The 24549-nt window shown below is 41.0% G+C and carries 17 protein-coding genes; 15 read left to right on the top strand and 2 right to left on the bottom strand.

What is annotated here, in order from left to right:
- Positions 1 to 145 precede the first annotated feature (145 nt).
- The 8 genes from K5R16_RS12100 to K5R16_RS12065 all read left to right on the top strand — a co-directional run bounded on the left by K5R16_RS12100 (position 146) and on the right by K5R16_RS12065 (position 10015).
- Positions 146 to 1477 (top strand): aldehyde dehydrogenase, encoded by a 1332-nt coding sequence (locus tag K5R16_RS12100; RefSeq protein ID WP_220737823.1) that lies wholly within the window; start codon positions 146 to 148, stop codon positions 1475 to 1477.
- A gap of 107 nt (positions 1478 to 1584) precedes the next feature.
- Positions 1585 to 2367 (top strand): 2OG-Fe(II) oxygenase, encoded by a 783-nt coding sequence (locus K5R16_RS12095; RefSeq protein WP_220737822.1) that lies wholly within the window; start codon positions 1585 to 1587, stop codon positions 2365 to 2367.
- A gap of 219 nt (positions 2368 to 2586) precedes the next feature.
- Positions 2587 to 2871 (top strand): YkgJ family cysteine cluster protein, encoded by a 285-nt coding sequence (locus K5R16_RS12090; RefSeq protein ID WP_220737821.1) that lies wholly within the window; start codon positions 2587 to 2589, stop codon positions 2869 to 2871.
- A gap of 1067 nt (positions 2872 to 3938) precedes the next feature.
- Positions 3939 to 4799 (top strand): HlyD family secretion protein, encoded by an 861-nt coding sequence (locus tag K5R16_RS12085; RefSeq protein ID WP_220737820.1) that lies wholly within the window; start codon positions 3939 to 3941, stop codon positions 4797 to 4799.
- Entirely contained in the window at positions 4799 to 6583 is a 1785-nt protein-coding gene (locus tag K5R16_RS12080; RefSeq protein WP_220737819.1) for an FUSC family protein, read from the top strand. The genes K5R16_RS12085 and K5R16_RS12080 overlap by 1 nt, the downstream gene beginning before the upstream one ends.
- Before the next feature lie 228 nt (positions 6584 to 6811).
- Entirely contained in the window at positions 6812 to 8992 is a 2181-nt protein-coding gene (locus K5R16_RS12075) for an OsmC domain/YcaO domain-containing protein (RefSeq protein ID WP_220737818.1), read from the top strand.
- A gap of 97 nt (positions 8993 to 9089) precedes the next feature.
- A complete protein-coding gene (locus K5R16_RS12070; protein ID WP_220737817.1) occupies positions 9090 to 9881 on the top strand; it encodes a DNA alkylation repair protein in 792 nt (263 codons plus the stop codon).
- Complete coding sequence (locus K5R16_RS12065) at positions 9878 to 10015, top strand: hypothetical protein (RefSeq protein ID WP_220737816.1); 138 nt, start codon at positions 9878 to 9880, stop codon at positions 10013 to 10015. The genes K5R16_RS12070 and K5R16_RS12065 overlap by 4 nt, the downstream gene beginning before the upstream one ends.
- Before the next feature lie 85 nt (positions 10016 to 10100).
- Here K5R16_RS12065 and K5R16_RS12060 read toward each other — a convergent pair whose 3' ends face one another.
- Positions 10101 to 11708, bottom strand: a complete 1608-nt coding sequence (locus K5R16_RS12060) for an ABC-F family ATPase (RefSeq protein ID WP_220737815.1) — start codon at positions 11706 to 11708, stop codon at positions 10101 to 10103.
- Positions 11709 to 12036: 328 nt separating this feature from the next.
- Here K5R16_RS12060 and K5R16_RS12055 point away from each other — a divergent pair, with 328 nt between their 5' ends.
- Entirely contained in the window at positions 12037 to 12534 is a 498-nt protein-coding gene (locus tag K5R16_RS12055; protein WP_220737876.1) for a VF530 family DNA-binding protein, read from the top strand.
- 120 nt (positions 12535 to 12654) lie between these two features.
- On the opposite strand, the gene K5R16_RS12050 is transcribed toward K5R16_RS12055, so the two are convergent.
- Positions 12655 to 14229, bottom strand: coding sequence for a sulfatase (locus K5R16_RS12050; protein WP_259649859.1), 1575 nt, complete (start codon positions 14227 to 14229; stop codon positions 12655 to 12657).
- Positions 14230 to 14551: 322 nt separating this feature from the next.
- Between K5R16_RS12050 and melR the strand changes: the two genes are divergently transcribed.
- The 6 genes from melR (at position 14552) to galK (ending at position 24187) form a co-directional block, all read left to right on the top strand.
- A complete protein-coding gene (melR, locus tag K5R16_RS12045; RefSeq protein ID WP_220737814.1) occupies positions 14552 to 15460 on the top strand; it encodes a transcriptional regulator MelR in 909 nt (302 codons plus the stop codon).
- 192 nt (positions 15461 to 15652) lie between these two features.
- The gene (locus K5R16_RS12040; RefSeq protein ID WP_220737813.1) at positions 15653 to 17662 is read left to right on the top strand and encodes a hypothetical protein; all 2010 of its coding nucleotides are present in this window, start codon (positions 15653 to 15655) and stop codon (positions 17660 to 17662) included.
- A gap of 94 nt (positions 17663 to 17756) precedes the next feature.
- Entirely contained in the window at positions 17757 to 19739 is a 1983-nt protein-coding gene (locus K5R16_RS12035; RefSeq protein ID WP_220737812.1) for a glycoside hydrolase family 97 protein, read from the top strand.
- A gap of 98 nt (positions 19740 to 19837) precedes the next feature.
- The gene (locus K5R16_RS12030) at positions 19838 to 21322 is read left to right on the top strand and encodes a Na+/H+ antiporter NhaC family protein (RefSeq protein ID WP_220737811.1); all 1485 of its coding nucleotides are present in this window, start codon (positions 19838 to 19840) and stop codon (positions 21320 to 21322) included.
- Between the two features lies 1 nt (position 21323).
- Positions 21324 to 22511: a PLP-dependent aspartate aminotransferase family protein gene (locus K5R16_RS12025; protein WP_220737810.1), complete on the top strand. Its 1188-nt coding sequence runs from the start codon at positions 21324 to 21326 to the stop codon at positions 22509 to 22511.
- Between the two features lie 533 nt (positions 22512 to 23044).
- Positions 23045 to 24187 carry a galactokinase gene (gene galK, locus K5R16_RS12020; protein WP_259649856.1) on the top strand — a complete coding sequence of 381 codons (1143 nt, stop codon included), beginning with the start codon at positions 23045 to 23047 and terminating at the stop codon, positions 24185 to 24187.
- Positions 24188 to 24549: the final 362 nt, after the last annotated feature.

Genomic DNA, 24549 nt, shown 5'->3' with positions numbered 1-24549 from the left:
ATTTTTTAATATTTTTCATAGCCATGTTAGCGTGGTTACTAAAAGTATACTGGTTGCATTTGTTTCCCACTCTAGCAAAATATGCAGCAACTACCAAACATAAATAGCGCTGATAAACATCGCGTAAGTTCAAGGATAATAATTAATGTCAGTACTTATCTCCTACGATCCCATAGATAACAAAGCAATTGGTAAAGTATCTACAACCAGTGAACAACAAATAGCAATTTTGGTTAAAAAGGCTAAATCAGCGCAGAAAAATTGGGCAACGCAATCTTTGATTGAGCGACAACAACAGATTGTGGCCGCTTATAAGCATCTAGGCACTGTGCAAGAGTCCTTGGGGTTATTGATAAGTCAGGAGATGGGTAAGGATTTTAGGCGTGCAAGTTACGAGGCGGGTGGCGCAGTGCAGAATGCCCAATACTTTTGCCAGGAAATCGCTGCATCACTACAAAGCGAATCTCTTGGACATGGCAGTGAGCTTCAATATCGTGCTTTAGGTATTGTTGCTGTGATCTCTCCATGGAATTACCCATTGGCAATGGCAAATAACTTACTACTGCCAGCTCTAATGGCCGGTAATAGCGTTATTTTAAAACCGTCAGAAGAAACGCCCTTGGTTGCAGATTTGTTTGTCAAAACGCTAAATGAAGTACTGCCTGATGGTTTATTGCAGATAGCCCATGGCGGTGCTGATACAGGTAAAGCATTAGTGAACAGTGATATCAATATGGTGGCCTTTACGGGTTCATTAGCTGCCGGTAAACACATTATGTCTAGTGCCGCATCATCACTTAAAAGGTTAGTCATGGAGCTTGGGGGTAACGATCCCATGATAGTAATGGCTAGTGCTGATATTGATAAAGCGGTGCAGTTTGCTGTCGCCAGTTCGTTTGAAAATGCCGGACAGATGTGTACGTCCACAGAGCGTATTTACGTCGATGAGCGCATTGCTGATGAGTTTGAGCAAAAGGTAGTGGCATTAGCGAGCCGATATCAAGTGGGTGCTTGGGATAAACCTGGTGTCAATATTGGCCCAATTGTTAATGCCAAACAACACCGCAAGATTGTCGCTCATCTTAAAGATGCTGAGTTAAAAGGTGCCCGATTTTTGTTAGGTCATGCAGATTATCAACTGCCATTCATTCAGCCTACAGTCGTAGCCAATATCACTGCAGATATGTTGCTAGAACAAGATGAAACTTTTGGCCCTGTAGTCGCCATTAGTCGCTTTAATGATATTTCTCAAGCTATAGAGCGAGCCAACGATAGCCCGTATGGATTGAGTGCATCGGTATTCGGTGGCGTTGGTGCAGCAGGTATTGCAGAGCAAATGGAGGCCGGAATGGTCGGCGTTAACCAAGGCGGCGGTGGCGCGGGCCCGTGGGTAGGTGCCAAACAAAGTGGATTTGGCTTTCATGGAGGCGCAGCGGGTCATCGCCAGTTTGCCCAAGTAAGAGTACTAAGCAAGTAAGCGCTAAATGCGGCATGCATGTGCGCATATTGGCTACTAATATAATTCATGGCAAATAGAAGCCACTTCTTATTTGTTGTACGAAATCAAAATAAAGTAGAAATGTTATGAATCTAGAAAATAGACCTGAATCCTTCTTTGTTGCTGCATTAGAACCAGGTGCAGAGCATCCAGCATTACCAGCATGGGGGAACACTAATAGAAACCCAGCCAATTTAAGCGTTGAATATTCTTCAACGCAGGTAGAGAGAAAGGAGTTGCAAGAGGTGCCTGGCGCATTTCAATTGCTCAATGTGTTATCTAAAACTGAGTGCACTAATCTTATCGAAATTAGTGAACAACTTGAATTCTTACCGGATGCAGCTGTTTCGTTACCGAGAAGTGTTCGCCATAACGATAGCCTTACATGGGTTGTAGATGAACAGACGGATGGGTTGATCTGGCAACGTATTGCGCACTTAATGGATGATAGACAAGATATTTTTAATGGCAGTAAAGCATTAGGGATAAACGCCCGCTTTCGGTTCTATCGATATGGACAAGATGATTACTTTAAGCCACATTCCGACGGCGCGTGGCCGGGGAGTCGTATTATAGATAATCAGCTCATTGCTAATGCTTATCCTGATCGCTTTAGCCAAATGACGTTCTTGATTTTATTGAGTGAAGATTTTGAGGGCGGAGAGACTCGTTTCTTGGTTAATGCTGAAGATGCTTCAAAACCGGCAAAGCCCGGTGATAAAGTTAACAATGTGGACATTAGAACCCCCGCCGGTAGCGTTTTGTGTTTTCCACACGGAATGCATCCGCTGCACTGTATCCATAGTTCAGTGCCAATCACTAATGGTGTTAAATATATTATCCGCACTGATATGTTGTTCGAGCTATAAACCTAGCCGTTAATGCTTTTTGCTATCACTGTTTGTCATTTTTAGTTTTGAAGCACATTGAATAAAACGCACCTAAAAAAACACAGTACTTTAGTTTAAAGAACTGTGTTTTAGCTTTGGTGCCATTTAACACTCTCGGTATACGGTTATCGCTATTACTTCGTGTTTAATTGCACCGATTTGAGGTAAAATGTACGATTATTCAATATTGTGATCCGCATGACCATTAACATTAAAAACGTATCAGAAGCTGAAGTCACTTGTTCTAACTGCCAAGCATGTTGCTGTCGGTTAGAGGTCATGATAATTACCGATACTGGCGTACCCGAAACTTATATAGCCACCGATGAATGGGGCGCTGAAACAATGCTTCGTTTAGAGGATGGTTGGTGCGCCGCACTCGATAGAGAAACTTTGATGTGCTCTATTTATGAGAATCGACCTTGGATTTGCCGAGAATTTGAGATGGGATCCTATGAATGCCGGGTAGAAAGAGAAGCTTAGTCGATATCTAGGATTAACATGCAGTTTGTAAAGGCCATCGGTATCTAACGATGGCCAGTTAGTGGTTAGATCACTGATGATTTAGTTGCAGACTTTTTTGCGGCCTTAGCTGCTTTCTTTTCTTTTGCAGTTAAAAGTGGTTGTTTCTTAACGTTCTTTTTACTGTCTTGTCCTTTACTCATAATGCTATCTACCTTTCACTTATTCGCCCTTACATAACATAATTACACATTTGGACGTTGGTAACTTAGGACTCTTAGGATAAAAGCCTATCTAGTTACTGCAGTTTCAGTATGCCTCTATAGCCAAGTAATAGATAGTAAATGCTAATCGTTAGCTAAAGGTTAAGAGTCGCCCTTGCTATAGAGCTATCATTTAGTGGATCATTTTCTGAATATTCAGCGATCCTAATCCTCTCTCTACATTTCAATAAGATAGTTTAGCCAGAAGCCTTAGTAACAGGTCGCTAGCATCTAATTGAAAGATTTCAGTATTACTGACAGTCGATAACGGCGGGTGCCAGTGAGGCGCTTGGTTTTGCTGCCTCAGTTTGACCTGCGTCACTATAGATAATCTACGCTGCGATTTTGTGTATTTCTCATTTACAGACAGATGATTTCAGCTCCACTATCGATAACCATCAATTTGCGCTATCCATCATACTATCAGTGTCGATTTTAAAGATAACTCAAGTTAAGCCATATAGTGTTTAGTGTAAAAAAATTGAGCATTTGTAACGCTTTAAGTCTATACCTTTAATAGGAAGGGGTTTAGTAAGGGAGGTCAAACGGTTCTACTCAATCACTTCTACTATCTATTACCTCTCAGCAGTTATTGATAAGGAATGTCTTTATGTTCGAAACTTCGTTGTTTGGTAGCCTTTACGTTACCCCGTTTTTTGTAACATTTTTTTGGGGCTCAGTTTTTTGGTTGTCAGCGAGAAAATCTAAGTTTTTCCATATAGTAACCATTCCCGTTGAATTAAGTGGTTACGTAGCGGTATCTACCTGGATTTTAACAATTACTTTAGTTCATTTTGGTCGTATTACATTACTAGGGTGGCCGACATGAAAATAGATAGAGCCTTAGTGATGACCATTATTTTGGTATTAGCATCCATTGGGTTTAGTTATTACCTATGGGTTTTTTATATGGTTTCCCCTTGGACGCGTGATGCGCGTGTTCATGCTGATGTTTCTCATATTGCTAGTCAAATTGCGGGTCAGGTGCAACTGATACACGTTAAAACTGATGATAAAGTGGATAAAGGCCAGTTACTGTTTGAATTAAAGGGTGAAGACCAAGTTATTGCATTAGCTAAAGCGACAGCCGCGTTAGAGCAGGGTGAGTATCAGTTAAAGCTATTGCAAGATGAAGAAAAGCGGTTACAGGGGATCCCCGGTAATTTGGTGTCAGCGGACGATCGAGAGAAAGCAAATACTTCGGTAAAAGAGCAGCAAGCTCAGATTAAAGTGTTAACAGCAGATCTTTCCCAAGCAAAACTCAATATTGAGCGTACAAAAATTTATGCACCTCATGCTGGTTACATATCGGACCTAGACTTTACCCGTGGCCAGGTGGTTACTCCTGGGCAGCAGGTGCTTGCACTTATCGACCTCAATAGTTTTACTGTTAAGGCGTATTTTGAGGAAACTCGTATAAGAGAGTTAGCGTCTGGTCAAAAAGCTAGAATACGTTTGATGGGGCGAGACGACATTATTCTGAAGGGGACTGTGGTCAGTATTGCGCGCGGGATCAATAATAACAATGTGACAAAAGGGAGCCAACAGTTACCAGATGTACAGCAAACATTCCCTTGGATAAGATTAGCGCAACGAGTGCCGGTTACCATTGTTTTTGATGATCAGCAACGAGTACAGCAGTTGCACCTGTTTTCCGGTTCAACCGCTTCTGTAGTTATTGAATAATGGCACTGTCACCAAGTAAGACTTCAAGTTGGCGTTGGTTAATTCCGGATTTTACTAATGTCGAAATCATGGCTGGCATTAGAATGGGTTTGGCATTGTCGGGCTGTACATTAACGGCAATGTATTTAGACTTAGAAAGTCCTGCTTGGGCAACCACTACAGCGCTATTAATTACTTTAATAGGCAGTTTTGGAGGCGTGATTGATAGGGGACTTTCTCGTTTAAAAGGCACTTTACTCGCTGTACCGCTAGGTATTCTTGCTTATAACTATCTTATCAATGATCCGTGGTTGTTTTCTTTTGGCGTCGCTTTTGTCACAGCGGCTCTTATCTTGCCTTCGTTACTACGAAAAAATAATGAGCGTTATATTTTTAACGTCACTTGTTCGACCTTCATCCTAATTGCCATTAATGGCTTGTTGGTCAGTGACTCGCAAGATATGTTGCAGACGATTGCCAACCGTGTCTCTGAAGTCAGTCTAGGGATCCTGTTTTCCTTTTTCGCCACTCTGGGAACTAAACCTAATTATGAAGTAAAAAAGTTGTATGCACAGTTAGAAAAGTTGACGCAAATAACCAAGGAGACCATCAAGGATAACCGCTACCAATTAGACATTTTACAAGCGTTAGAGACTTTAGTCCCTGCATCCATTGAATCAGTAAAAATTGGCTTTCATGCTAATAGTTTGGAGCTTGCATTATCAAAATTGTTGTTAGCTGCAGAGTTGTCTGACACCGCTCATACGGTATCATTATCGGCTACGTCACAGTTATTGTTGGACGAAAAAGTAAATCGCTTGATAAAGGATTATCGCGTTGCTTATAAACAACTCATGTCGTCGAGAAAGATCCCAAAGACCAGTAAACGTAGACTTAAGAGTTTGACTCCCACTAACTGGCAAATAGTTATCATTGCAGCTTCTCGCGTATTTTGGGTTATCTCTTTATCATTACTATATTGGTACTTTTCTGGTTTTCAAAGTGCGCCGGCAGCTTTAATGCTCGGCTGTATATTTATTTCAATATTTTCTACTCAAATAGGTTTCACTAAACAACTTAAAAAATTCCTTATCGCCGCGATTCTAGGTTCAAGCTTAGGTTTTCTGTTTGCTAATAATCTTTTTTTAGCTATTCCTATATGGCAGTGGCTATTTCTAATTTTATTCGGTGCAGGGTTTGTCAGTGGTGTACTACTAACAAGAGCAGGCCCGCAAACTCCCATCATCCTGTTTGGTACAGTTTTTTTCCTGTCTGCATTGGGTCTTAATAATTTGGCAATTTTTGACCCTATCACCAGTTTTAATAATGCCTTAGTACATCTTATTACTGCATTACAGTTGTGGTTAGGTTTTATGTTGATCCCTGAACCTAGTCAGGAGTACATCGCGAGGCTATCAATAGAGTCTATTCAAAAGAATACAGTTAAAGCAGTGCACAACAAAATTGTGAAACCCTCGAAATATTTTGTGGTGCAGATGCAGCGTCGTTTACAGATAAGTCAGCTACAGGGTTTTGATATTGGTCGACAACGAAAACAATTGTGTAATATTGAAACGACCAAAGGAATATTGGCGCTTCGTGCTAATGAAAAGCTGGTTACCGTTGGGCTTAATATGGCCAATTTGTTGGATAAGTTTGATAGTCCAGAGAAGGCTGCTGAATATTTGCAGCAGCTAGATAACGCCAAGATTGATGATTTAGACCAACTAGTCGCCACCGTGGTTTGTTTTTTTGAACTGCAACAATGGAGACAAGAGTTGGCGGCAGCGGAGCCCATAAGTTAGAAAACGCATGTAGTCACTTTTATATTACCGACTTTCTTTTAACCAAGAGGCCAGTCTAGCAGTGGAAGCGGTATGGAAACTGCTCATTAATCGCTAATGAGGATCTGATAGTGATCTAATTAGTGCTTTTTGCTAATTAACCCAAGACTATTGCCTTAAAAACACCGATAATTCCCTATATTAAGACACGCTAGCCTATTTACAGCGCACGACTCTGGACATTATTTAATGGAAATCAAAGTAAATTTTCTCGACAATCTTAGACTTGAAGCCAAGTTTGATGATTTTACCGTCACAGCTGATCAGCCAATTCGTTATAAAGGCGATGGCTCTGCACCTAGTCCATTCGATTACTTCTTAGCGTCTTCTGCGCTTTGTGCGGCTTATTTCGTCAAGGTGTACTGTAAGGCGCGAGACATTCCAACTGATAATATTCGTCTGTCACAGAACAATATTGTTGATCCAGAAGATCGCTACAACCAGATTTTCCAAATTCAGGTAGAGTTGCCAGATGACATATCTGAAAAAGATAAAACCGGTATTTTGCGTTCTATCGATCGCTGCACGGTAAAAAAGGTGGTTCAGACTGAGCCTGAATTTAAAATCGAAACCGTTGAAAACCTCGACACTGATGCTAATGCAATGTTGATGGGGCAGAGCGATGCCGATGCTAGCACCTATATTTTAGGTAAAGATTTGCCACTTGAACAAACCATTAGCAACATGACGAGCATGCTTGCTGATTTGGGGATGAAGATTGAAATCTCCTCATGGCGCAATATTATACCTAACGTATGGTCTTTGCATATTCGTGATGCTGCATCGCCAATGTGTTTTACCAATGGTAAAGGTGCAACGAAAGAAAGTGCGCTTTGCTCAGCGCTTGGCGAGTTCATTGAACGTTTAAACTGCAACTTCTTTTATAACGATCAATTCTTCGGTGAAGAGATTGCTAACAGTGATTTTGTGCATTATCCCAATGAAAAATGGTTTGAGCTAGAAGAAGATGATGCACTACCCACTGGTATTTTAGATCAACACTGCCTTGAGATTTATAATCCAGATGGCGAGCTTGCAGGCTCAAACCTGATAGATACAAACTCAGGGATGATTGAGCGTGGGATCTGCTCTATTCCTTATGTACGTCATTCTGATGGCGAGACGGTTTACATTCCATCTAATCTTATTGAAAACCTTTTCTTAAGTAACGGCATGAGCGCAGGGAATAATTTGGCAGAAGCTAAAGTTCAATGCTTGTCAGAGATTTTTGAACGTGCGGTTAAAAGACAGATTATTGAGCAAGAGATTGTATTACCTGAAGTGCCTAGGGCTGTACTAGAGAAGTTTCCTAGTATCTTAGCGGGTATTGAAGGCCTTGAAGCGCAAGGCTTCCCTGTCGTTGTTAAAGATGCGTCGCTTGGTGGCCAATTCCCTGTGATGTGCGTGACTTTAATGAATCCACGTACTGGCGGCGTCTTTGCGTCATTTGGTGCTCACCCAAGTTTTGAAGTTGCTCTCGAACGAAGCCTAACGGAGCTTTTGCAAGGTCGAAGCTTTGAAGGCCTTAATGATGTGCCAAAGCCGACATTTGATAGTATGGCTGTAACTGAACCAGAAAACTTTGTTGATCACTTTATTGACTCTACGGGTGTTATCTCATGGCGCTTCTTTAGCAATAAATCTGACTATGATTTTTGTGAATGGGATTTCTCTGGTACTAACGAACAGGAAACTGAGAGTCTGTTTGGGATCTTGGCTGAAATTGGTAAAGAGGCTTACATTGCTGAGTTTGATCAACTCGGCGCGTCAGTTTGCCGCATTTTAGTACCTGATTACTCAGAGGTGTACCCAGTTGAAGATCTTATCTGGGATAACACCAACAAATCACTGCATTACCGTGAAGATATTCTTAATCTACATCGTTTAGATGAAGAGGCTTTGGCTGATTTGGTTGAGCGACTTGAAGAGAGCCAACTCGATAATCAAACTGATATACCGACTTTAATCGGTATTGTATTTGATGAAAATACACCTTGGGGTCAGTTAACGATTGTTGAACTTAAAATCCTTATCTACTTAGCTCTGGGTGAGCTTGAAGATGCCATGGAATTGGTGGCTGAGTTCTTACAATACAACGATAATACGGTTGAACGCGGCTTATTCTATCAAGCTGTGAGCGCTGTACTTGATGTCGCTATGGACGAAGAGCTAGAACTTGAGAACTTTATTCACAACTTTAATAGAATGTTTGGTAAAGAGGTGATGGAAAACGTTGTCGGGTCAATTAACGGCGATGTTAAGTTTTATGGGTTGACTGAAACCAGTATGAACCTCGAAGGGATCGAACCGCATTTAAGATTGATTGAAAGTTACAAGAAGCTGCATCAGGCGCGTAAAGACAACATGTAAGCGAATCGTTCACATCGTCTACGTGTTTACTATTGAGCCCATCTTTTGATGGGCTTTTTGTTTTTAGCTTTCGATAATCGCAAACTGATTGTTAGCAATGTTCAAGGAGTGCTATCTCATTACGAACTGTAATCAATACCATGCTTATCACTGTGATTTACTGGTTAGACTTAACGCTGTTAGCTCCGCCGAAAATGCGACGGCGATGGCGAGGTTTTTCAACCATGAAGTGAATTTCATTGGTGTTAAAGCGCCAATGATTAAACAGGTTGTGCAAGAGTTTCAAGCTGAACAGCTTCAGTTAGATGCTAATGAGTATTTAGCGTTAACAGAGCACATCCTTGAGCATGCTAAATATACCGAAGAGGTTTTACTCGCATTTGGACTGATTAATAAGTTTGTAAAACGCCATTATAAAGATGATTTGTTACGGCGTTTTGAGTACTGGCTGGAGCATTACGTGTCTAACTGGTCTCATGTTGATGATCTGTGCATTAAAACTATCTATCAATTTATGCTCTCAAGACCGCATTTGATTGAATCCACTCAAGCCTGGTCGAGATCAACTAACCCCTGGTGCCGTCGTGCCGCTAATGTGGTGTGGGTTAAGTTTATTAAGCGCAAGATGGGTAAAAGCACTTTTATGCTATCAAAGACGCTTATATTTGAAAACTGCGATCGCTTACTTAAGGATGAAGATCCCTTTGTTCAAAAGAGTGTCGGCTGGTTGCTTAAAGTCGCTGCAGTAGAGCATCAAGAGGATGTTATTAGGTATCTTAAAACCAATATTAATAGTATGCAGCGTGCCACTTTACGTTACGCCATAGAGAAACTCGAACCTTGCATACGTGCGCAGTTGCTCTGCTTTACAGGTAAGGATAAAGAGTGAACAAATTATTGCGGTTTATTGCGATAACGCTAGCTGCATTAGCCATTACCATTTTAGTGTTGTTTGTGATGGCTAGCCTTATCAATATGCAGATCCCTGAAACCGCGGCGAGCACGATAGCTTGTTTTGGTTAGCAGGAACGACTATTTGTATCAAAAAAGCCATTTGAAAGTTCAAATGGCTTTTTAGTTTTAGCTATTGCACAGCACGGCTTAATGACTAAGCTTTCTTGGCTAGTGCTTCCGCTTGGCTAGACATGTACTCATTAAAGGTACCGTGGAAGTTAATTAGCTTCTGATCCCTGACATCAATGATGTGAGTTGCTAGTGACGAAACAAACTCCCTGTCGTGGCTAACAAATATCAAAGTACCTTCAAACAATTTAAGCGCATTGTTTAACGCTTCAATTGCTTCCATATCCATATGGTTGGTTGGCTCATCCATAACCAGTACGTTGATGTCCATCATCATTAATTTACCAAACAATAGACGGTTTTTCTCACCACCAGAGCAATTGCGTGCTTTCTTATTGGCGTCGTCTTCAGTAAATAACAGGCGACCTAACATACCGCGTACCATTAAGTCATTGTGACGCGGTGTACGCCATTGAGACATCCAATCAAATAACGTTAAGTCATTATCAAAATCTTTGTTACTGTCTTGTGGGCAATACCCGATAGCTGCATTTTCAGACCATTTAATCACGCCTTGCTTATTCGCCAGCTCATTGACTAAGCAGCGTAGTAGGGTCGTTTTACCAACGCCGTTCTCGCCAATGACTGCGAGCTTTGCACCAGCTTCTAAGATCAATTCACCACCTTCAAAAAGCAGTTCACCATCAAAGCCATGACCCAGCTCTTCTATCACTAGTGCTTGGCGATGCATCTTCTTGCTTTCATCGAAACGTAGAGATGGAGTCATGCGGCTCGAAGATTTAACTTCATCTAGAGAAATCTTATCTAGTTTCTTTGCTCTTGAACTTGCTTGCTTGGCTTTTGAAGCATTAGCACCAAAGCGGTTAACGAAGTCTTGAAGTTCAGCCATTTCAGCACTTTTCTTGGCATTACCCGCAAGAAGCTGCTCTTGAATAAGCCCAGCAGCTTCAAGAAAGTATTCGTAGTTGCCAGGGTAAACACGCAGTTCACCGTAATCAATATCTGCCATATGGGTACAGACAGTGTTTAAGAAGTGTCTGTCGTGCGAGATAATTATCATGGTGCACTTACGTTTGTTTAGCTCTTCAGCTAACCAACTAATGGTATGGATATCCAAGTTGTTGGTAGGTTCATCGAGTAACAAAATATCTGGGTTTGAAAACAATGCTTGTGCTAGTAACACACGCAGTTTTTTACCCGGAGCAACTTGGCTCATTAAACCGAAGTGGTATTCTTCGTCGATACCCGCTTCGATAAGAATTTCACCGGCGCGACTTTCAGCGCTGTATCCGTCCATTTCAGCAAACTCACTCTCTAGCTCGCCGACTTTCATGCCATCTTCTTCGCTCATTTCAGGAAGAGAGTAGATGCGCTCACGCTCTTCTTTAACTTCCCACAGCTTTGGGTCGCCTTGAATAACAGCATCAATAACGCTGTATTGCTCAAACGCAAATTGATCTTGGCTTAATGTACCGACTTTTTGACCTGGTGTGATTGATACGTTGCCAGAAGTAGGCGCAAGTTCACCACTTAAGATCTTCATGAAAGTTGACTTACCACAGCCATTTGCACCGATTAAACCATAACGGTTGCCGTTGCCAAATTTCGCGGAGATGTTTTCAAACAGCGGCTCTGGGCCAAACTGCATAGTGATGTTTGCGGTAGAGATCAATGGAATATCCTGAAATGTTAAGTATTCAAAGCTAAGCAGATAATCGCAAGCCTAACTAAAGACGAACGTTTGCCAAGGTAAAACAGCCGCGGATTATACAGACATAGGCGGTTATATGTCGAGCAAGCAACACGGAAATCCTCGAAATAAGACTGTTTTAAGTGCTTTTGTTTACTTTATTGGTAGGCAATCGAATTTGAAGCGGGTGATAGCGTCATTTTCTTGTTATTATTAAAAGAATATTTTGGCCGTTACTCAAATGGTCTCGTTAGTTATCTAACGCTCAGTACATTATCAGCGATTTGGACACCCCATGATTGAACGCCCCATGCTTGAACATCAAAAGAACAACCCTTTGCACGGTCTTAAATTGGAAACCATGCTTACAGAGCTCATCAAGTTCTATGACTTTAAAGTGCTATACGCAGCGCTTCGGTTAGAATGCTTTAACTTGAATCCAAACATGGATGCTTGTGTCAAGTTTCTAAAGAAGACTGAGTGGGCCAGAGAACGGGTTGAAGGCTTTTATCTTTACCGCTTTAAGCGTATGCCCAAAGGCAGTGAGCAGCAGATGGAGATGAAGCCGAGAGAGCGCGGATACGCCAATGGAATAGTACCTCGTCAGCCACAAAAGTTGACGGTAGAACTCGTTGCTGAAATGCGTGAGAAAGCGCAAGAAAATTATAAAGCGATGAAAAATAGCGGTCAGCGCCCGCGTTACGGCAAAGATAAGCCGAAAGCGCAAGATTCCTATGCACAAAATAAACGTTCTGCTGCTAAAAAGGCTGCGCCTTCACAAGATCCATCTAACCCTTGGGGTAAGTAACAAGCGGTTGTTTAAAGTTTTTGCTGTGGCATACAAGACGGATTTATCTGTTGTTTGCTGGGTGTATTGACTTGAGTCGCAGTTGGTTTATGACGTTAACCACAAACCAACTGCTATGAGTTAGAGCTTTTCTACTTTTTCAAAACGCGCATTCTTAAGCGAGTATTGAGAACCTGATAGTTGAGGGTATTGCTTTCGAAGCTTATCGAACTCTGGGTTAATCGCGGTATCGCCCCAAATCCCTAGCATCAATTTCAAAGACTCTTCTCGCTCAGGATACTGACCTAAGTCGTTACTATTTTTAATCCAAAGCTTGAGTATGTTGCGGTGCTTAGCTAGCTCTAGTGCATACTCTTTATTAGTAACCAGATTATTGATTTCATGGGGATCGTTAACAAGATCATATAACTCTTCTGGGTCACGAGTTGGCTCAAAATGTTTTGCTTGCACCGGGTTGAGTTTTCCTTGCTCGTAGAGCGCACGGCTAACTTGAGTCAATTGCCACTCATCACGATAGCTTGGCTGCATACCTGAGCGTTCAGGGTAAAAGTTTTTAATATATTTGAAACGTTCAGTCCTAACTGAGCGGATCCGGTCTATGGTAAAGTCACAACGATCTCGCGCTGAAATCACAAAGTCTTTAGCTTTATACTGTGGATCAAAAAGGTTTTCTCCCTCAAAGTAATCAGGTAGCTCAATTCCCGCAATGGCTAGTGAAGTGGCACTAATATCAAGACCACTGATCAGCTCATCCCTTTGGGCAGCTTTCACTATCTTTGGTTGTCCTTTCCAATAAGCAATAAAGGGGACTTTAATGCCACCTTCATACAAAAACTGTTTATGGCGTAAAAAACGAGTACCGTGATCGGCAAAGAACAATACTAAAGTATTTTCTAGTTCACCATCGGCTTCCAGTTTCTTAAAGATACTAGCGACTTCTCGGTCTGTAATTTCCATTGATTCTAAATAACGTGCCCATTCATTAATTACAACTGGATCATTTGGGTAGTAGGGCGGTAACTTAATTTTGCTTCGATCAATTGGGTATTTAATTTTATCTTTAAAAGTACGGCTAAAGATCTGCTTCCCTCCCTTTAGCTGAATTTGACCAAAAAATGGTTGGTCTTTATCGGGACGGTCACTCCAATCTGTTTTTAGCCCTGATTGTCCATATAGGGGGTGCTTTGCATAATCTCCTTCATAAAGATCTTCTCTGTTATAACTAAAGTTGTAATCATCTTTACCGCTATTAAACGTGTAGTAGCCAGCATCTTTAAACAATTCTGGCAGTGTTTTTATATCTTTAGGAAGATAAAAGGCTGATTCCGGCGTTCGTGCACTGTGGTGATTATGTACGCCGGTCGTTGTTTGCATCATGCCAGTCATCATTGCTGAACGACCCGCTGAACAGACTGGAGCTGGCATGATGGTGTTGGTAAATTTGGTACCCTGTGATGCAATTTCATCAAGTGTTGGTGTATGGACCAGTGGCTCACCATCACTACCCAAGTGAGGTGAAATATCCTCAACATAGATCCACAAAATATTGGGTTTCTTGAGATTAGAAGCCAGCACTGGTGCATTATCATCAGTTTGTTTTTTGGTGCTGGTGGTTTCTGGCGAAGATTGTTTTGAGCATGAACACATTGCGCCAATCATGAGTAAGGCGCTTAAGCCTCGAATGAACTGAGTCATTTTATTTACCTACTTTCCATTTATATAAAACAATAAATCCGTCTTTTGCTAAATGTCTATTTAGTCTTAGTTATATAGATATAACCAAAACTAAATAAATAACACCTCCTGTAAGGTTGGTAATACTTCCCAATAAATAGCTATTAGTGGGTTTTATTGCTCGAGAGCAACGATTTACATTCTGTAAAAGCAATTAATAAGAGTTAAAACTCTAATGTTCCTGCTTAAACACTATTTATTCCTGTTTTATGTTATTCCGTTGTTGGCATGTTAATTTTCAGTTAAGTTATTAATACGATCAACAAGACAATGAGAATAAAAAATGCTTGATTGGGTAAATAGAATTAAATTTAGGGAAAACAGTCCATTAGAAACGCAGGCTCATGAAAGTAACTTCGGTTTTCAACGTCATAAACCGGAGATAATGCCTACTAGCCATTGGCATGGACATATTGAAATTAACTACCTGTTCAACTGCAGTGCAGACTACTTAATCAATGGCAAACACATCAGTGTACCTGAAGGCAAAATGATCCTATTTTGGGCGTCGATACCCCATCAAATGGTTGCTTATGAGGGCGAAGGTGAGATGGTAAATATATACATACCATTGAATGCTTTTTTATCCTGGAAAATGTCGAATGACTTCATCAGTAATATTTTACACGGAGAAGTACTGGTAGCAGATAACCTTCATGCGAGCGATAAAGTTATAACTCAGCTTTGGCAGGACGACCTGCAGAAGAAAGAGATCTATCTAACAATGCAGGTAATTGATGAAATCCGTAATCGTATACGTCGGATGTCTATGGAGCCTTATAGCACTTTTGATCTCAACAGAAACTCAAATAAGCAAGATCGCAAGTCCTTAGTCAGTGGATTGCCGCATATTCAGACTATCTTAAAATATATCGCTGATAACTATGACCAAAAAATTACCATTGATGATGTTGCCAAGCTAACAGGGTTACACCCGAATTATGTAATGAAATTATTTCAAGGCGTAATGAAGATTTCGATTAAGCAATACATCAATCAATTACGATTACAGCATGCTCAGGCGTTGTTAGTCGATACCAATAATCCTGTGTTGAATATAGCGCTAGAAGCCGGTTTCGGTTCTATAAGCCGCTTCTATGACATCTTTCAACGGGAGTTCAATATGACGCCACTCCAGTTTAGAAATTCAATCGTCAATCCTCAAAAAGAGATTGAGCATGCTTTAAGTTAATTATCCCATCAGAAAAATTCAGCTCAACTGCGCAGTAATTGGTTGCTGTTGATAAGTAAAAAGTGAAATTCACTCAGAATGTTATTTTTCGAGAAGTTTTCGTCAAAATATCATGAGTTAAAATACCAATAATTTGCTGCAATAAGGCGAATAAGAACGATAAAAGTGCTGCAAAGCAGTTAGGAGTATCTCGTGTTCAAAAAGTTAATCTGCTCGTTAGTTGTCGCAGGCTGTTGCCATAACGTGGTTTTCGCCAAAGACAGTGATGTTCTCGGTGATTTAGCCAACACCTTAGATAACCGCTGGCAGTTAGGCCAAGATAAAATAAGTTGGCAAGTTAAAGATAGCCATGAAGATCATCTTGAATTTAGTGGCGAAAAGATGTCCGCCATAATTTATTATGGCAGTGATACTGCAGGTAAACTTAGCTTAAAACGTAAGCTTGTTTGGCCGATGTTACGGACAATACCGAACGATACTCATGCAAGTTTAATTCATGATTTTGCTTTAGATGTTTCTCCAAAATGGTCAATTAACGGTAATGCCTCGATAACCGAAAAGTTAGTTAATGTTGAATTTGACGGAGTACTCACACTCACTTCAACGTTAGGGCAAGATATCGTTCTAGTGAGAACTCTTTCTCCTAGCACTAAGTTACCGGTGTTAGTAGAGCGACTTACCTTTATCAACAAAGGCGCTAAGAGTGTTGAATTAGATGTCTCAAAACTTGATTACTCATTTAACACTAAAAAAAGTGATGGGGTTTATGGCATTTATCATATTCAAGCGCAGAGTGAAGAGTCTGGCACCTATACTCTTAAACCAGAACAGTCTGTCATCGTTAATGCTAGATATATAGCGACTAAGCAGGGACAGAATTATGATGTTATTGTTGATGAGGAGATTGAAAAACGTCAGCAATATGTCGCAGCATTGACTGCTGATCTGCAGCTTGTGACTCCAGATCCTATCGTTAACCAGATGTTTAACTTCTCAAAAATACGTGCGGCTGAAAGCATTTACCGAACTAAGGGGGGATTAATGCATGGCCCAGGTGGAGGACGTTATTACGCTGCAATTTGGGCAAACGATCAAGCCGAATATATCAATCCGTTCTTCCCTTATCTAGGCAATGCAAACGGCAATGAGTCTGCCATTAATAGCTATGAACACTTTGCTCGCTTTATGAATCCTGAATATACAGCAATCCCATCTTCGATTATTGCTGAAGGCATTGATATCTGGAATGGCGCTGGTGATCGAGGCGATTGTGCAATGATCGCTTATGGTGCAAGTCGTTTTGCGCTTGCTAATGGTGATGAAAAGGAAGCTAAATCACTATTACCTTTAATAGATTGGTGCATAGAGTTTAGTTACCGAAAAATGTCGAAAGAGGGGGTTATTGCCTCGGATAGCGATGAACTTGAAGGGCGGTTCCCGTCAGGTAAGTATAACTTGAGCACTAATATGCTGACTTATGGTGCACTCGTTTCATCAGTGCACTTAAATAATGAATTAGGACGTAATGATATTGCAAAAGACTATGCTCAGCGGGCAGTCGAGTTGCGTTCATCTGTCGAAAGTTACTTTGGTGCTAACGTACAAGGTTATGAGACCTATCGTTACTTTGAAGGAAACGAAAAGCTACGAGCTTGGATTGCACTGCCTTTCACGATGGGGATTTTCGACCGCAAGCAGGGGACATTAGATGCGCTTTTATCCGATAAGCTTTGGAGCGCTGATGGTATTTATAGTGAAGCAGGCAATAATACGTTTTGGGATCGCGCTACGCTATATGCATTTAGAGGAATTTTTGCTGCGGGTGAAACAGATACAGCAATGCGTTACTTTAAGTATTACTCTCGTAAACGATTATTAGGTGAGCATGTTCCTTATGCAGTAGAAGCTTGGCCCGAAGGCAATCAACGTCATCTTTCGGCAGAAAGTGCGCTTTATGCCAGAGTGGTAACTGAAGGGATCTTCGGTATTGAAGCGACAGGATTTAAACAGTTCTCTGTTGCCCCATTTCTACCAAGTAGCTGGAACGAAATGTGTTTAAACAATGTGCGTGCATTCAAGGACAACTTTGACGTTTGTGTTAGTCGCAAAGGAGATGCATTTGAGGTGGCTATCAAACCTGAAAACAAACCGGTAATGCGGGTCCCATGGCAAGGTAAAGCTGCCATCAGTGTTAACCTATAATTCAGCAGGTTTCTATCTTTTCAGCTGTTCTCAATGAGTGAGCCTTTCTGGCTCACTCTTCTTAATATTTTCCCTGTATCAATAAAGGTTTTGCATGAAAAAGACCATCGCTATTCTTTGCTGCGTTGTCGGTATCTTATGTTGTTCTTCTGTTTCGGCGCTGGAAGATGTGCATAAACTAGCCTCTCCAAATGGGCAAATAACCCTAGAAATATCTAGCGGTAAAACGTTTGTTTACTCCGTCAATGTCGCGGGTAAACCGGTATTAAAGAACGCTATCGCAGCTCTTGATTTTTCGAGTAACGACAGCAAAATCAATGGTATTAATGTTTATAAAGTTACACGAACAAAAGTGGACAGAACATTAACGCCGCATGTACAGCAGAAGTCCAAGCATATCAAAGAACATTACAACCAAATTACTTTGGCTTTTAATCAAAACTGGCTGCTGACATTTAGGCTGTTTGATCAAGGGTTAGGGTACCGATTCAGTACCACCAGTGGAGGGGATATTACGGTTATCTCAGAAACTGCAGAGTTTAACTTCGCCCAGAATCTAGATGTGCTTTTCCCCGAAGAGCAAAGCTTTATTTCTCATAATGAACGTCTTTACCTGCCAATGCAGTTAAATGCTATTAATCCAGCACAATTTGCCAGTTTGCCTTTACTGGTTGATGGCGGTGATTTTAAGCTAGTAATTAGTGAAACAGGTTTGAAAGATTACCCAGGTATGTGGCTAAAAGGTGATAGCGGCAACGTGCTAAAAGGGATATTTCCTAAATTCGTAGTTAAGGCGGAGCTTAAAGAGAAATCAGATCGCAATGAAAAAATTCTACAACGAGCAGCATTCAACGCGAAAAATGTAAAGCTAACCCAGGGAGTTGGGCGTCATTACCCATGGCGAATGCTTGCAATCGCTCAAAATGATGCAGAGCTATTAACTAACGAGCTTAGTTACTTACTTGCTGATGAAATGGCTATTGATCCTTCTTGGATTAAGCCTGGCCAAGTGGCGTGGGATTGGTGGAACGCCAACAATATACACGGCGTAGACTTTAAAGCGGGGATCAATACTGAAACCTACAAATACTATATCGATTTCGCAGCGAAATATGGCATTGAATATATTGTACTCGACGAAGGATGGCACCATCTAGATAGTGTGCTTAATGTCGTTGATGATATCGATGTAGAAGCGATAATCGATTATGGTAAGTCAAAAAACGTAGATGTTATCTTGTGGGTTATTTGGAAAACCCTTGATAATGAGTTAATGCTAGCACTAGATACTTTTGAGCAATGGGGGGCCGCTGGCATTAAAGTTGATTTTATGCAACGCGATGACCAAGCCATGGTCAACTATTACTGGAAAATAGCTAAAGAGGCAGCAAACAGACAGTTACTTGTCGACTTTCATGGCTCATATAAACCAGCAGGGCTCAGACGGACCTATCCTAATGTTATTACCCGAGAAGGTGTTAGAGGCTTAGAGCACAATAAGTGGGCTGATTACATCACAGCAGAGCATAACCTTACGCTACCTTTTATCAGACAAGTGGCAGGCCCAATGGATTATACCCCTGGTGCGATGGTGAATAGTCAACCTGATAACTTTCGTATTGTGTTTAACCGTCCAATGAGCAAAACCACTCGTGCCCACCAAATTGCCATGTATGTTGTCTATGAAAGTCCTCTACAGATGCTAGCTGACAGCCCATCAAATTATTTGAACGAACATGAGTCGACAGCATTTATAAGCAACATTCCCACGGTATGGGACGAAACTATAATCATCTCGGCCAAACTTAGCGACCATATCATTTCTGCCCGCCGTAGTGGAAATGAGTGGTTTATTGCTGCAATGGGTAATAGTGAAGCAAGAGAGTTTAGTATTGATTTACCCTTTCTTGAAGTAGGGAAATATCAACTAAAAAATATTACTGATGGACTAAATGCTGATAAATATGCGAGTGATTATCAAGTTGCATCAATGGTGGTTAGCAAGTCGACAAAGCTTAACTTGGTATTGGCACCGAGTGGTGGTTGGGTTGGCCATTTGGTCCCTATAAAGAAGTAATATATTCCAAATAAATGAGCGCTTTGATATCTGTTTTTTAACGACATTATAGACGCTGTAATAAAATTAAATTGCAGTAATAGCAATAAGGACCAACCATGAATACTGAGACAAAGTCCAAAAAGAAGAGGGTATTAACTTCGTTACTTTCTATTTCGTTTCTCGTAATCTCAGTTTTTTATGGGTTGATTGTTCGTCCTCTTATTCTGGGACAGCCGTCTTTGCCGCTAGAGATAGTGTTCCTGTTAGCTGCGAGCCTGCTGGTTTTTCAACTATTATGTATCGGCATTAACTGGAGTTCTATTCAACAAGCGATTGTAAATAAGCTTGGACAGGCTCTGCCAACCATTTTGTTATTGTTTGCGATTGGGTTGCTCATCGGTAGCTGGATCATGGCGGGAACAATCCCGATGCTAGTTTATTATGCGCTGCAAGCATTATCAGTAGAACATTTCTATCTACTTTGTTTTGTGATCCCAATACTCTTCTCTATCTGCACGGGAACCTCTTGGGGATCTATCGCAACGATAGGATTGGTGCTGATTGCAGTCGCGACGGTTTATCAGGCCGATGTAGCAATCGCTGCAGGGGCTATTATTGGTGGTGCTTATTTTGGCGATAAATTATCACCTTTGTCAGATACAACCAATATTGCAGCAATGTCGGCAGGGGTAGAGCTCTACGAGCACATACAGTCAATGTTGGTAACGACGCTACCTTCTGCAGTTATCGCTGCTATTGGCTTTGGACTGTGTGATTTAAGCTATCCTGTTAACAATGCAATTTCGACTCAGTTGATAGAAACACAGTTACTTTCAAATACATTAGTTCACATTGAACAGTTGTTTTCGTTTAACTTGTTGTTATTGGCACCAGTAATAATTATTTTATTCGGTTCCTTAATGAGAATGCCTCCTCTACCCACACTTATTCTGTCTTCGTTTTCAGCTTGCTTATTGGCTTTTCTCGTTCAAAACTTAAGTGTTACTGACATTGCTCAAACTCTTTATCAGGGGTTTAATGTGTCAATGCTAGCGACTGGAGAACCGCTTCCTCAAAATATTGGACAGTTATTTAATCGTGGAGGACTTTATGCGTTAAGTAGTGCCATCATGATCACTATTCTAGTTTTTGTGTACGTTGGTGCATTAGATTGTATCTCTGCTTTTCCTACGTTAATGGGCTCTCTATTAACAAGAATCAACTCAGCGAGGCTGCTGATTAGCAGCACACTCTTTGCTTCTGCATTTACCAATGCAATGACATCAAGTCAGTACGCCAATAGTTTTATCGTCGCCGAGTCATTTAAGAATAAATACGATGCTCTAGGTGTTGAACGAAAGGTGCTTTCTCGATCATTAGAGGACAGCGGAACGATGATCGAAAGTTTAGTGCCTTGGAGTACCACCACTATATTTATTTATGCCACGTTAGACGTCAGTATTACCGACTATTGGCATTGGCAATTACTGTCTTTAGTTAATATTCCATTAGCGTTCATGTTGGTGCTTTTTAATAAAGGGTTCAGTCAATCTACTTCAAATTCGAGTAAATACGAACAGTTAAAGGAAGAACACGCTTAGTATGAAAAAAAAATTGCACATTGACACGTTAATGGTTAGGGATAAACCAACTAAACCTGATCCTTATGGCGCGGTGGTTCCACCTATCTATCAGAACTCGTTATTCACTTTTGAAAGCTGGGAGGCGATTCAAGACGCCTTTACTGATAAGGTCAACAACTGTATCTATACCCGTGGTAATAACCCAACAGTCGCGCTAACAGAGAACAAGATAGCTCAGTTAGCTAAAGGAGAGAAGGCCAAGCTTTTTTCTTCGGGAATGGCCGCAGTTTCAGCTGGGATGCTGCATTTTTTAAATGCAGGCGATCATATCATTACCCTAAAAAATATATATGGGCCAGCAATAAGCCTCATTAATGATTTTATTTGCCCCAAAATGGGCGTAGAAGTGAGCTTTGTAAGCGGAGAATGCCTTAAGGAGTTAGAGTCACAGATTAAACCGAATACTCGGCTTGTTTATCTTGAAAGCCCAACTTCGGTAGTATTCTCACTGCAAGACCTAAGACAAATTGCCAAACTGGCGAAGCGGCATGGGATAGCGACAATGATAGACAACACGTGGGCTACTCCCATTTTTCAAAAACCATTAACCATGGGAATTGATTTAGAGGTGCACTCCTGTTCAAAGTACCTCGGTGGTCATAGTGATATAGTTGCGGGTGTTTTAATTGGTAGTGATGCATTGCTAGCTTCGATACATTGCCGAGAATATGAACTGTTGGGCGCAAAAATGGCACCTATGGAAGCATCGTTGTTGCTGCGCAGTTTGAGAACTTTAGATATGCGAATGGAACGCCATCAGCAGAGCGCAATGAAAGTTGCCAATTTCCTTGAACAACACCCTAAAATAGAAACTGTCAATTATCCTGGTTTGGCCAGTTTTACTCAATCGAAACTTGCTGAACAACAAATGACAGGCTTTAGCGGTTTAATGAGCTTTAAGTTAAAAACTGATAATTTAGAATTAGTTAAACAATTCTTTAATCATTTGACGCTATTTAGTATCGGCGTGAGTTGGGGAGGGCATGAGAGCCTGATTTATGCGCCGGCGATAAGCTGTATGCAAGAGCAAAGCGGTGAGCAGTTTGCAAAAATGGGTATTTCGCTAGGAGATATGCGAATTTCAATAGGTCTTGAGCAAGTTGACGATCTCATTGATGATCTAACCAGTGCATTAAATACCATTTAGCCTACGTTGTAGCGTAGTAAGCTGCTTACTGCGCACTACCATCCCGTTAGTCATTACAAATTCCCTCATTTTTATTTAATACAGAACCATGCTGGCTATTAACCACAAAATGCACATCTTACTGTGCATTGAACATTGTTAATCTTGGATAATTACTCCAAAGGTAGCGATTAAAATACATTATTCCCTGAAAGCGTAAACACATTTAGTACAGCTTTAGCCATCAAACTTTAGCGTCATGGAAGTTTTATTTTTTTTCATATGAAACATACTATTTGCGTATATTGTATAAAAACGTTCGAGGTGTTTAAACGATAACTTTAAGTCGGTTATTGGGAATGGAGAGTTGCAATCACACCGTTAAGATAAGCGCCCAATAAAAACAACTATAGGAATTATTATGCGTTTACTTCTTATCTATGATGCTCATAAGGTGGAAGCACAATCTAATATAAAATTAGTTAGATTGACAAAAAAGATTGACGTTGAGTCGAACCAATCGAATTTAGTAAACATTAAGCCGGAGTTTGTTCATGACTGTTAATTTGGATATATCCTCAATGTTTGCTGAATATTTTTCGTTTACGGCTGAAGTGGTAGTACATGCCCCCGGCAGAGTGAATCTCATCGGTGATCACACCGACTACAATGATGGCTTTGTATTACCGGCTGCTATTAATTTTGGAACAGATATCGCTGCCCGCAATCGAAACGATGATTTAGTAAGGGTAGTCGCAGTGGACTGCGATAATGAAATTGAGTGCTTTGAGCTAAGTAATATCCAGTTCAGTGACACGAGCATGTGGAGTAACTACGTTAGAGGTACGATTCTTTCGCTGCTTAACGTGTATCCAGATCTGCACGGTGTAGACTTAATGGTGAAAGGAAATGTACCACAAGGTGCAGGTTTGAGCTCATCAGCAAGTTTTGAAATCGCTATCGTTAAGGCGCTTGCAGAGCTAAATCAGCTGCCCATCAATGGGATTCAAGCAGCGCTCATTGCCCAAAGCGCTGAGCGTGATTTTGTAGGGTGTAATTGCGGTATTATGGATCAACTAGTTTCTGCTTGCGGAATTCAAGGTCACGCAATGCTACTTGATTGCGACAGCCTAGCCTACGAGCATGCACCTATTCCTGATGGACTCTCATTAGTTATTGTTAACACAAATGTGAAGCGTACACTGGTAGACAGTGAGTACAATTTAAGAAGAGAGCAGTGTGAGGCAGTCGCCTCCCACTTTAAAGTTAAAGCGTTGAGAGATGTTACCCTTGAACAATTACAAAGCGAGCATAGCGTATTACCTGCCGTTCTCTATCGCCGTGCTCGGCATGTGATCTCTGAAAACACCCGCACTATAAATGCACATTCTGCTTTGGCTAACAAAGACATGAAAACCATGAGCAGGTTAATGCAGGAGTCTCACCATTCACTCAGGGATGATTTTGAAGTTTCTACACCAGAGTTAAATTTTTTGGTAGAGATTATCAACAAGGTATTGGGGAATAAGGGCGGGGTTCGAATGACTGGCGGCGGATTCGGAGGTTGCGTAGTGGCATTAACGCCAACAGAATTGGTTTTATCTACCGTAAGAGCAGTAGAAGAACATTACCAGAAGGAATATGGTTTGGAGCCTAGTATTTATCAATGCAGTGCAAAAAATGGAGCATTTGCCTGAAAGTGACATTAAGCCTGACGAGCTTACTATCTGGTAGTAAGCTGTAAAGTAGCATAAAGGGTAGTAGGTCTTAGCTGAATTTTAAGTACAAAAAAACCAGCTTTCGCTGGCCTACTACTTAATTATAAATTGGTTACCGGAGCTTGATTACTATTAATAGAGCAGGGCAACGATCTTCGCCAAGCTTATAAAACAGTTTTATAAAAAAAATTGAGTCCGAGTAGCTTTATACTTCGTCCGTATTATATCTAAGTTAATAATTTTTTTATTCTATTATTAAAGAATTGGTTGCGGGAGCTGGATTTGAACCAACGACCTTCGGGTTATGAGCCCGACGAGCTACCATACTGCTCCATCCCTGT

It is taken from the genome of Shewanella sp. c952 (assembly GCF_019654975.1).
Taxonomy (GTDB): domain Bacteria; phylum Pseudomonadota; class Gammaproteobacteria; order Enterobacterales; family Shewanellaceae; genus Shewanella.
The sequence above is the reverse complement of the archived record's forward strand: the minus strand, read 5'-3'. Positions and strand labels throughout refer to the sequence as shown.

Excerpts from the sequence above, each read along its gene's own strand:
- K5R16_RS12085 (WP_220737820.1), top strand. The coding sequence starts at position 3,939 with ATGAAAATAGATAGAGCCTTAGTGATGACCATTATTTTGGTATTAGCA.
- K5R16_RS12075 (WP_220737818.1), top strand. The coding sequence starts at position 6,812 with ATGGAAATCAAAGTAAATTTTCTCGACAATCTTAGACTTGAAGCCAAG.
- K5R16_RS12100 (WP_220737823.1), top strand. The coding sequence starts at position 146 with ATGTCAGTACTTATCTCCTACGATCCCATAGATAACAAAGCAATTGGT.
- K5R16_RS12070 (WP_220737817.1), top strand. The coding sequence starts at position 9,090 with ATGTTCAAGGAGTGCTATCTCATTACGAACTGTAATCAATACCATGCT.
- K5R16_RS12055 (WP_220737876.1), top strand. The coding sequence starts at position 12,037 with ATGCTTGAACATCAAAAGAACAACCCTTTGCACGGTCTTAAATTGGAA.
- K5R16_RS12035 (WP_220737812.1), top strand. The coding sequence starts at position 17,757 with ATGAAAAAGACCATCGCTATTCTTTGCTGCGTTGTCGGTATCTTATGT.
- galK (WP_259649856.1), top strand. The coding sequence starts at position 23,045 with ATGACTGTTAATTTGGATATATCCTCAATGTTTGCTGAATATTTTTCG.
- melR (WP_220737814.1), top strand. The coding sequence starts at position 14,552 with ATGCTTGATTGGGTAAATAGAATTAAATTTAGGGAAAACAGTCCATTA.
- K5R16_RS12090 (WP_220737821.1), top strand. The coding sequence starts at position 2,587 with ATGACCATTAACATTAAAAACGTATCAGAAGCTGAAGTCACTTGTTCT.
- K5R16_RS12080 (WP_220737819.1), top strand. The coding sequence starts at position 4,799 with ATGGCACTGTCACCAAGTAAGACTTCAAGTTGGCGTTGGTTAATTCCG.
- K5R16_RS12025 (WP_220737810.1), top strand. The coding sequence starts at position 21,324 with ATGAAAAAAAAATTGCACATTGACACGTTAATGGTTAGGGATAAACCA.
- K5R16_RS12095 (WP_220737822.1), top strand. The coding sequence starts at position 1,585 with ATGAATCTAGAAAATAGACCTGAATCCTTCTTTGTTGCTGCATTAGAA.
- K5R16_RS12050 (WP_259649859.1), bottom strand. The coding sequence starts at position 14,229 with ATGACTCAGTTCATTCGAGGCTTAAGCGCCTTACTCATGATTGGCGCA.
- K5R16_RS12030 (WP_220737811.1), top strand. The coding sequence starts at position 19,838 with ATGAATACTGAGACAAAGTCCAAAAAGAAGAGGGTATTAACTTCGTTA.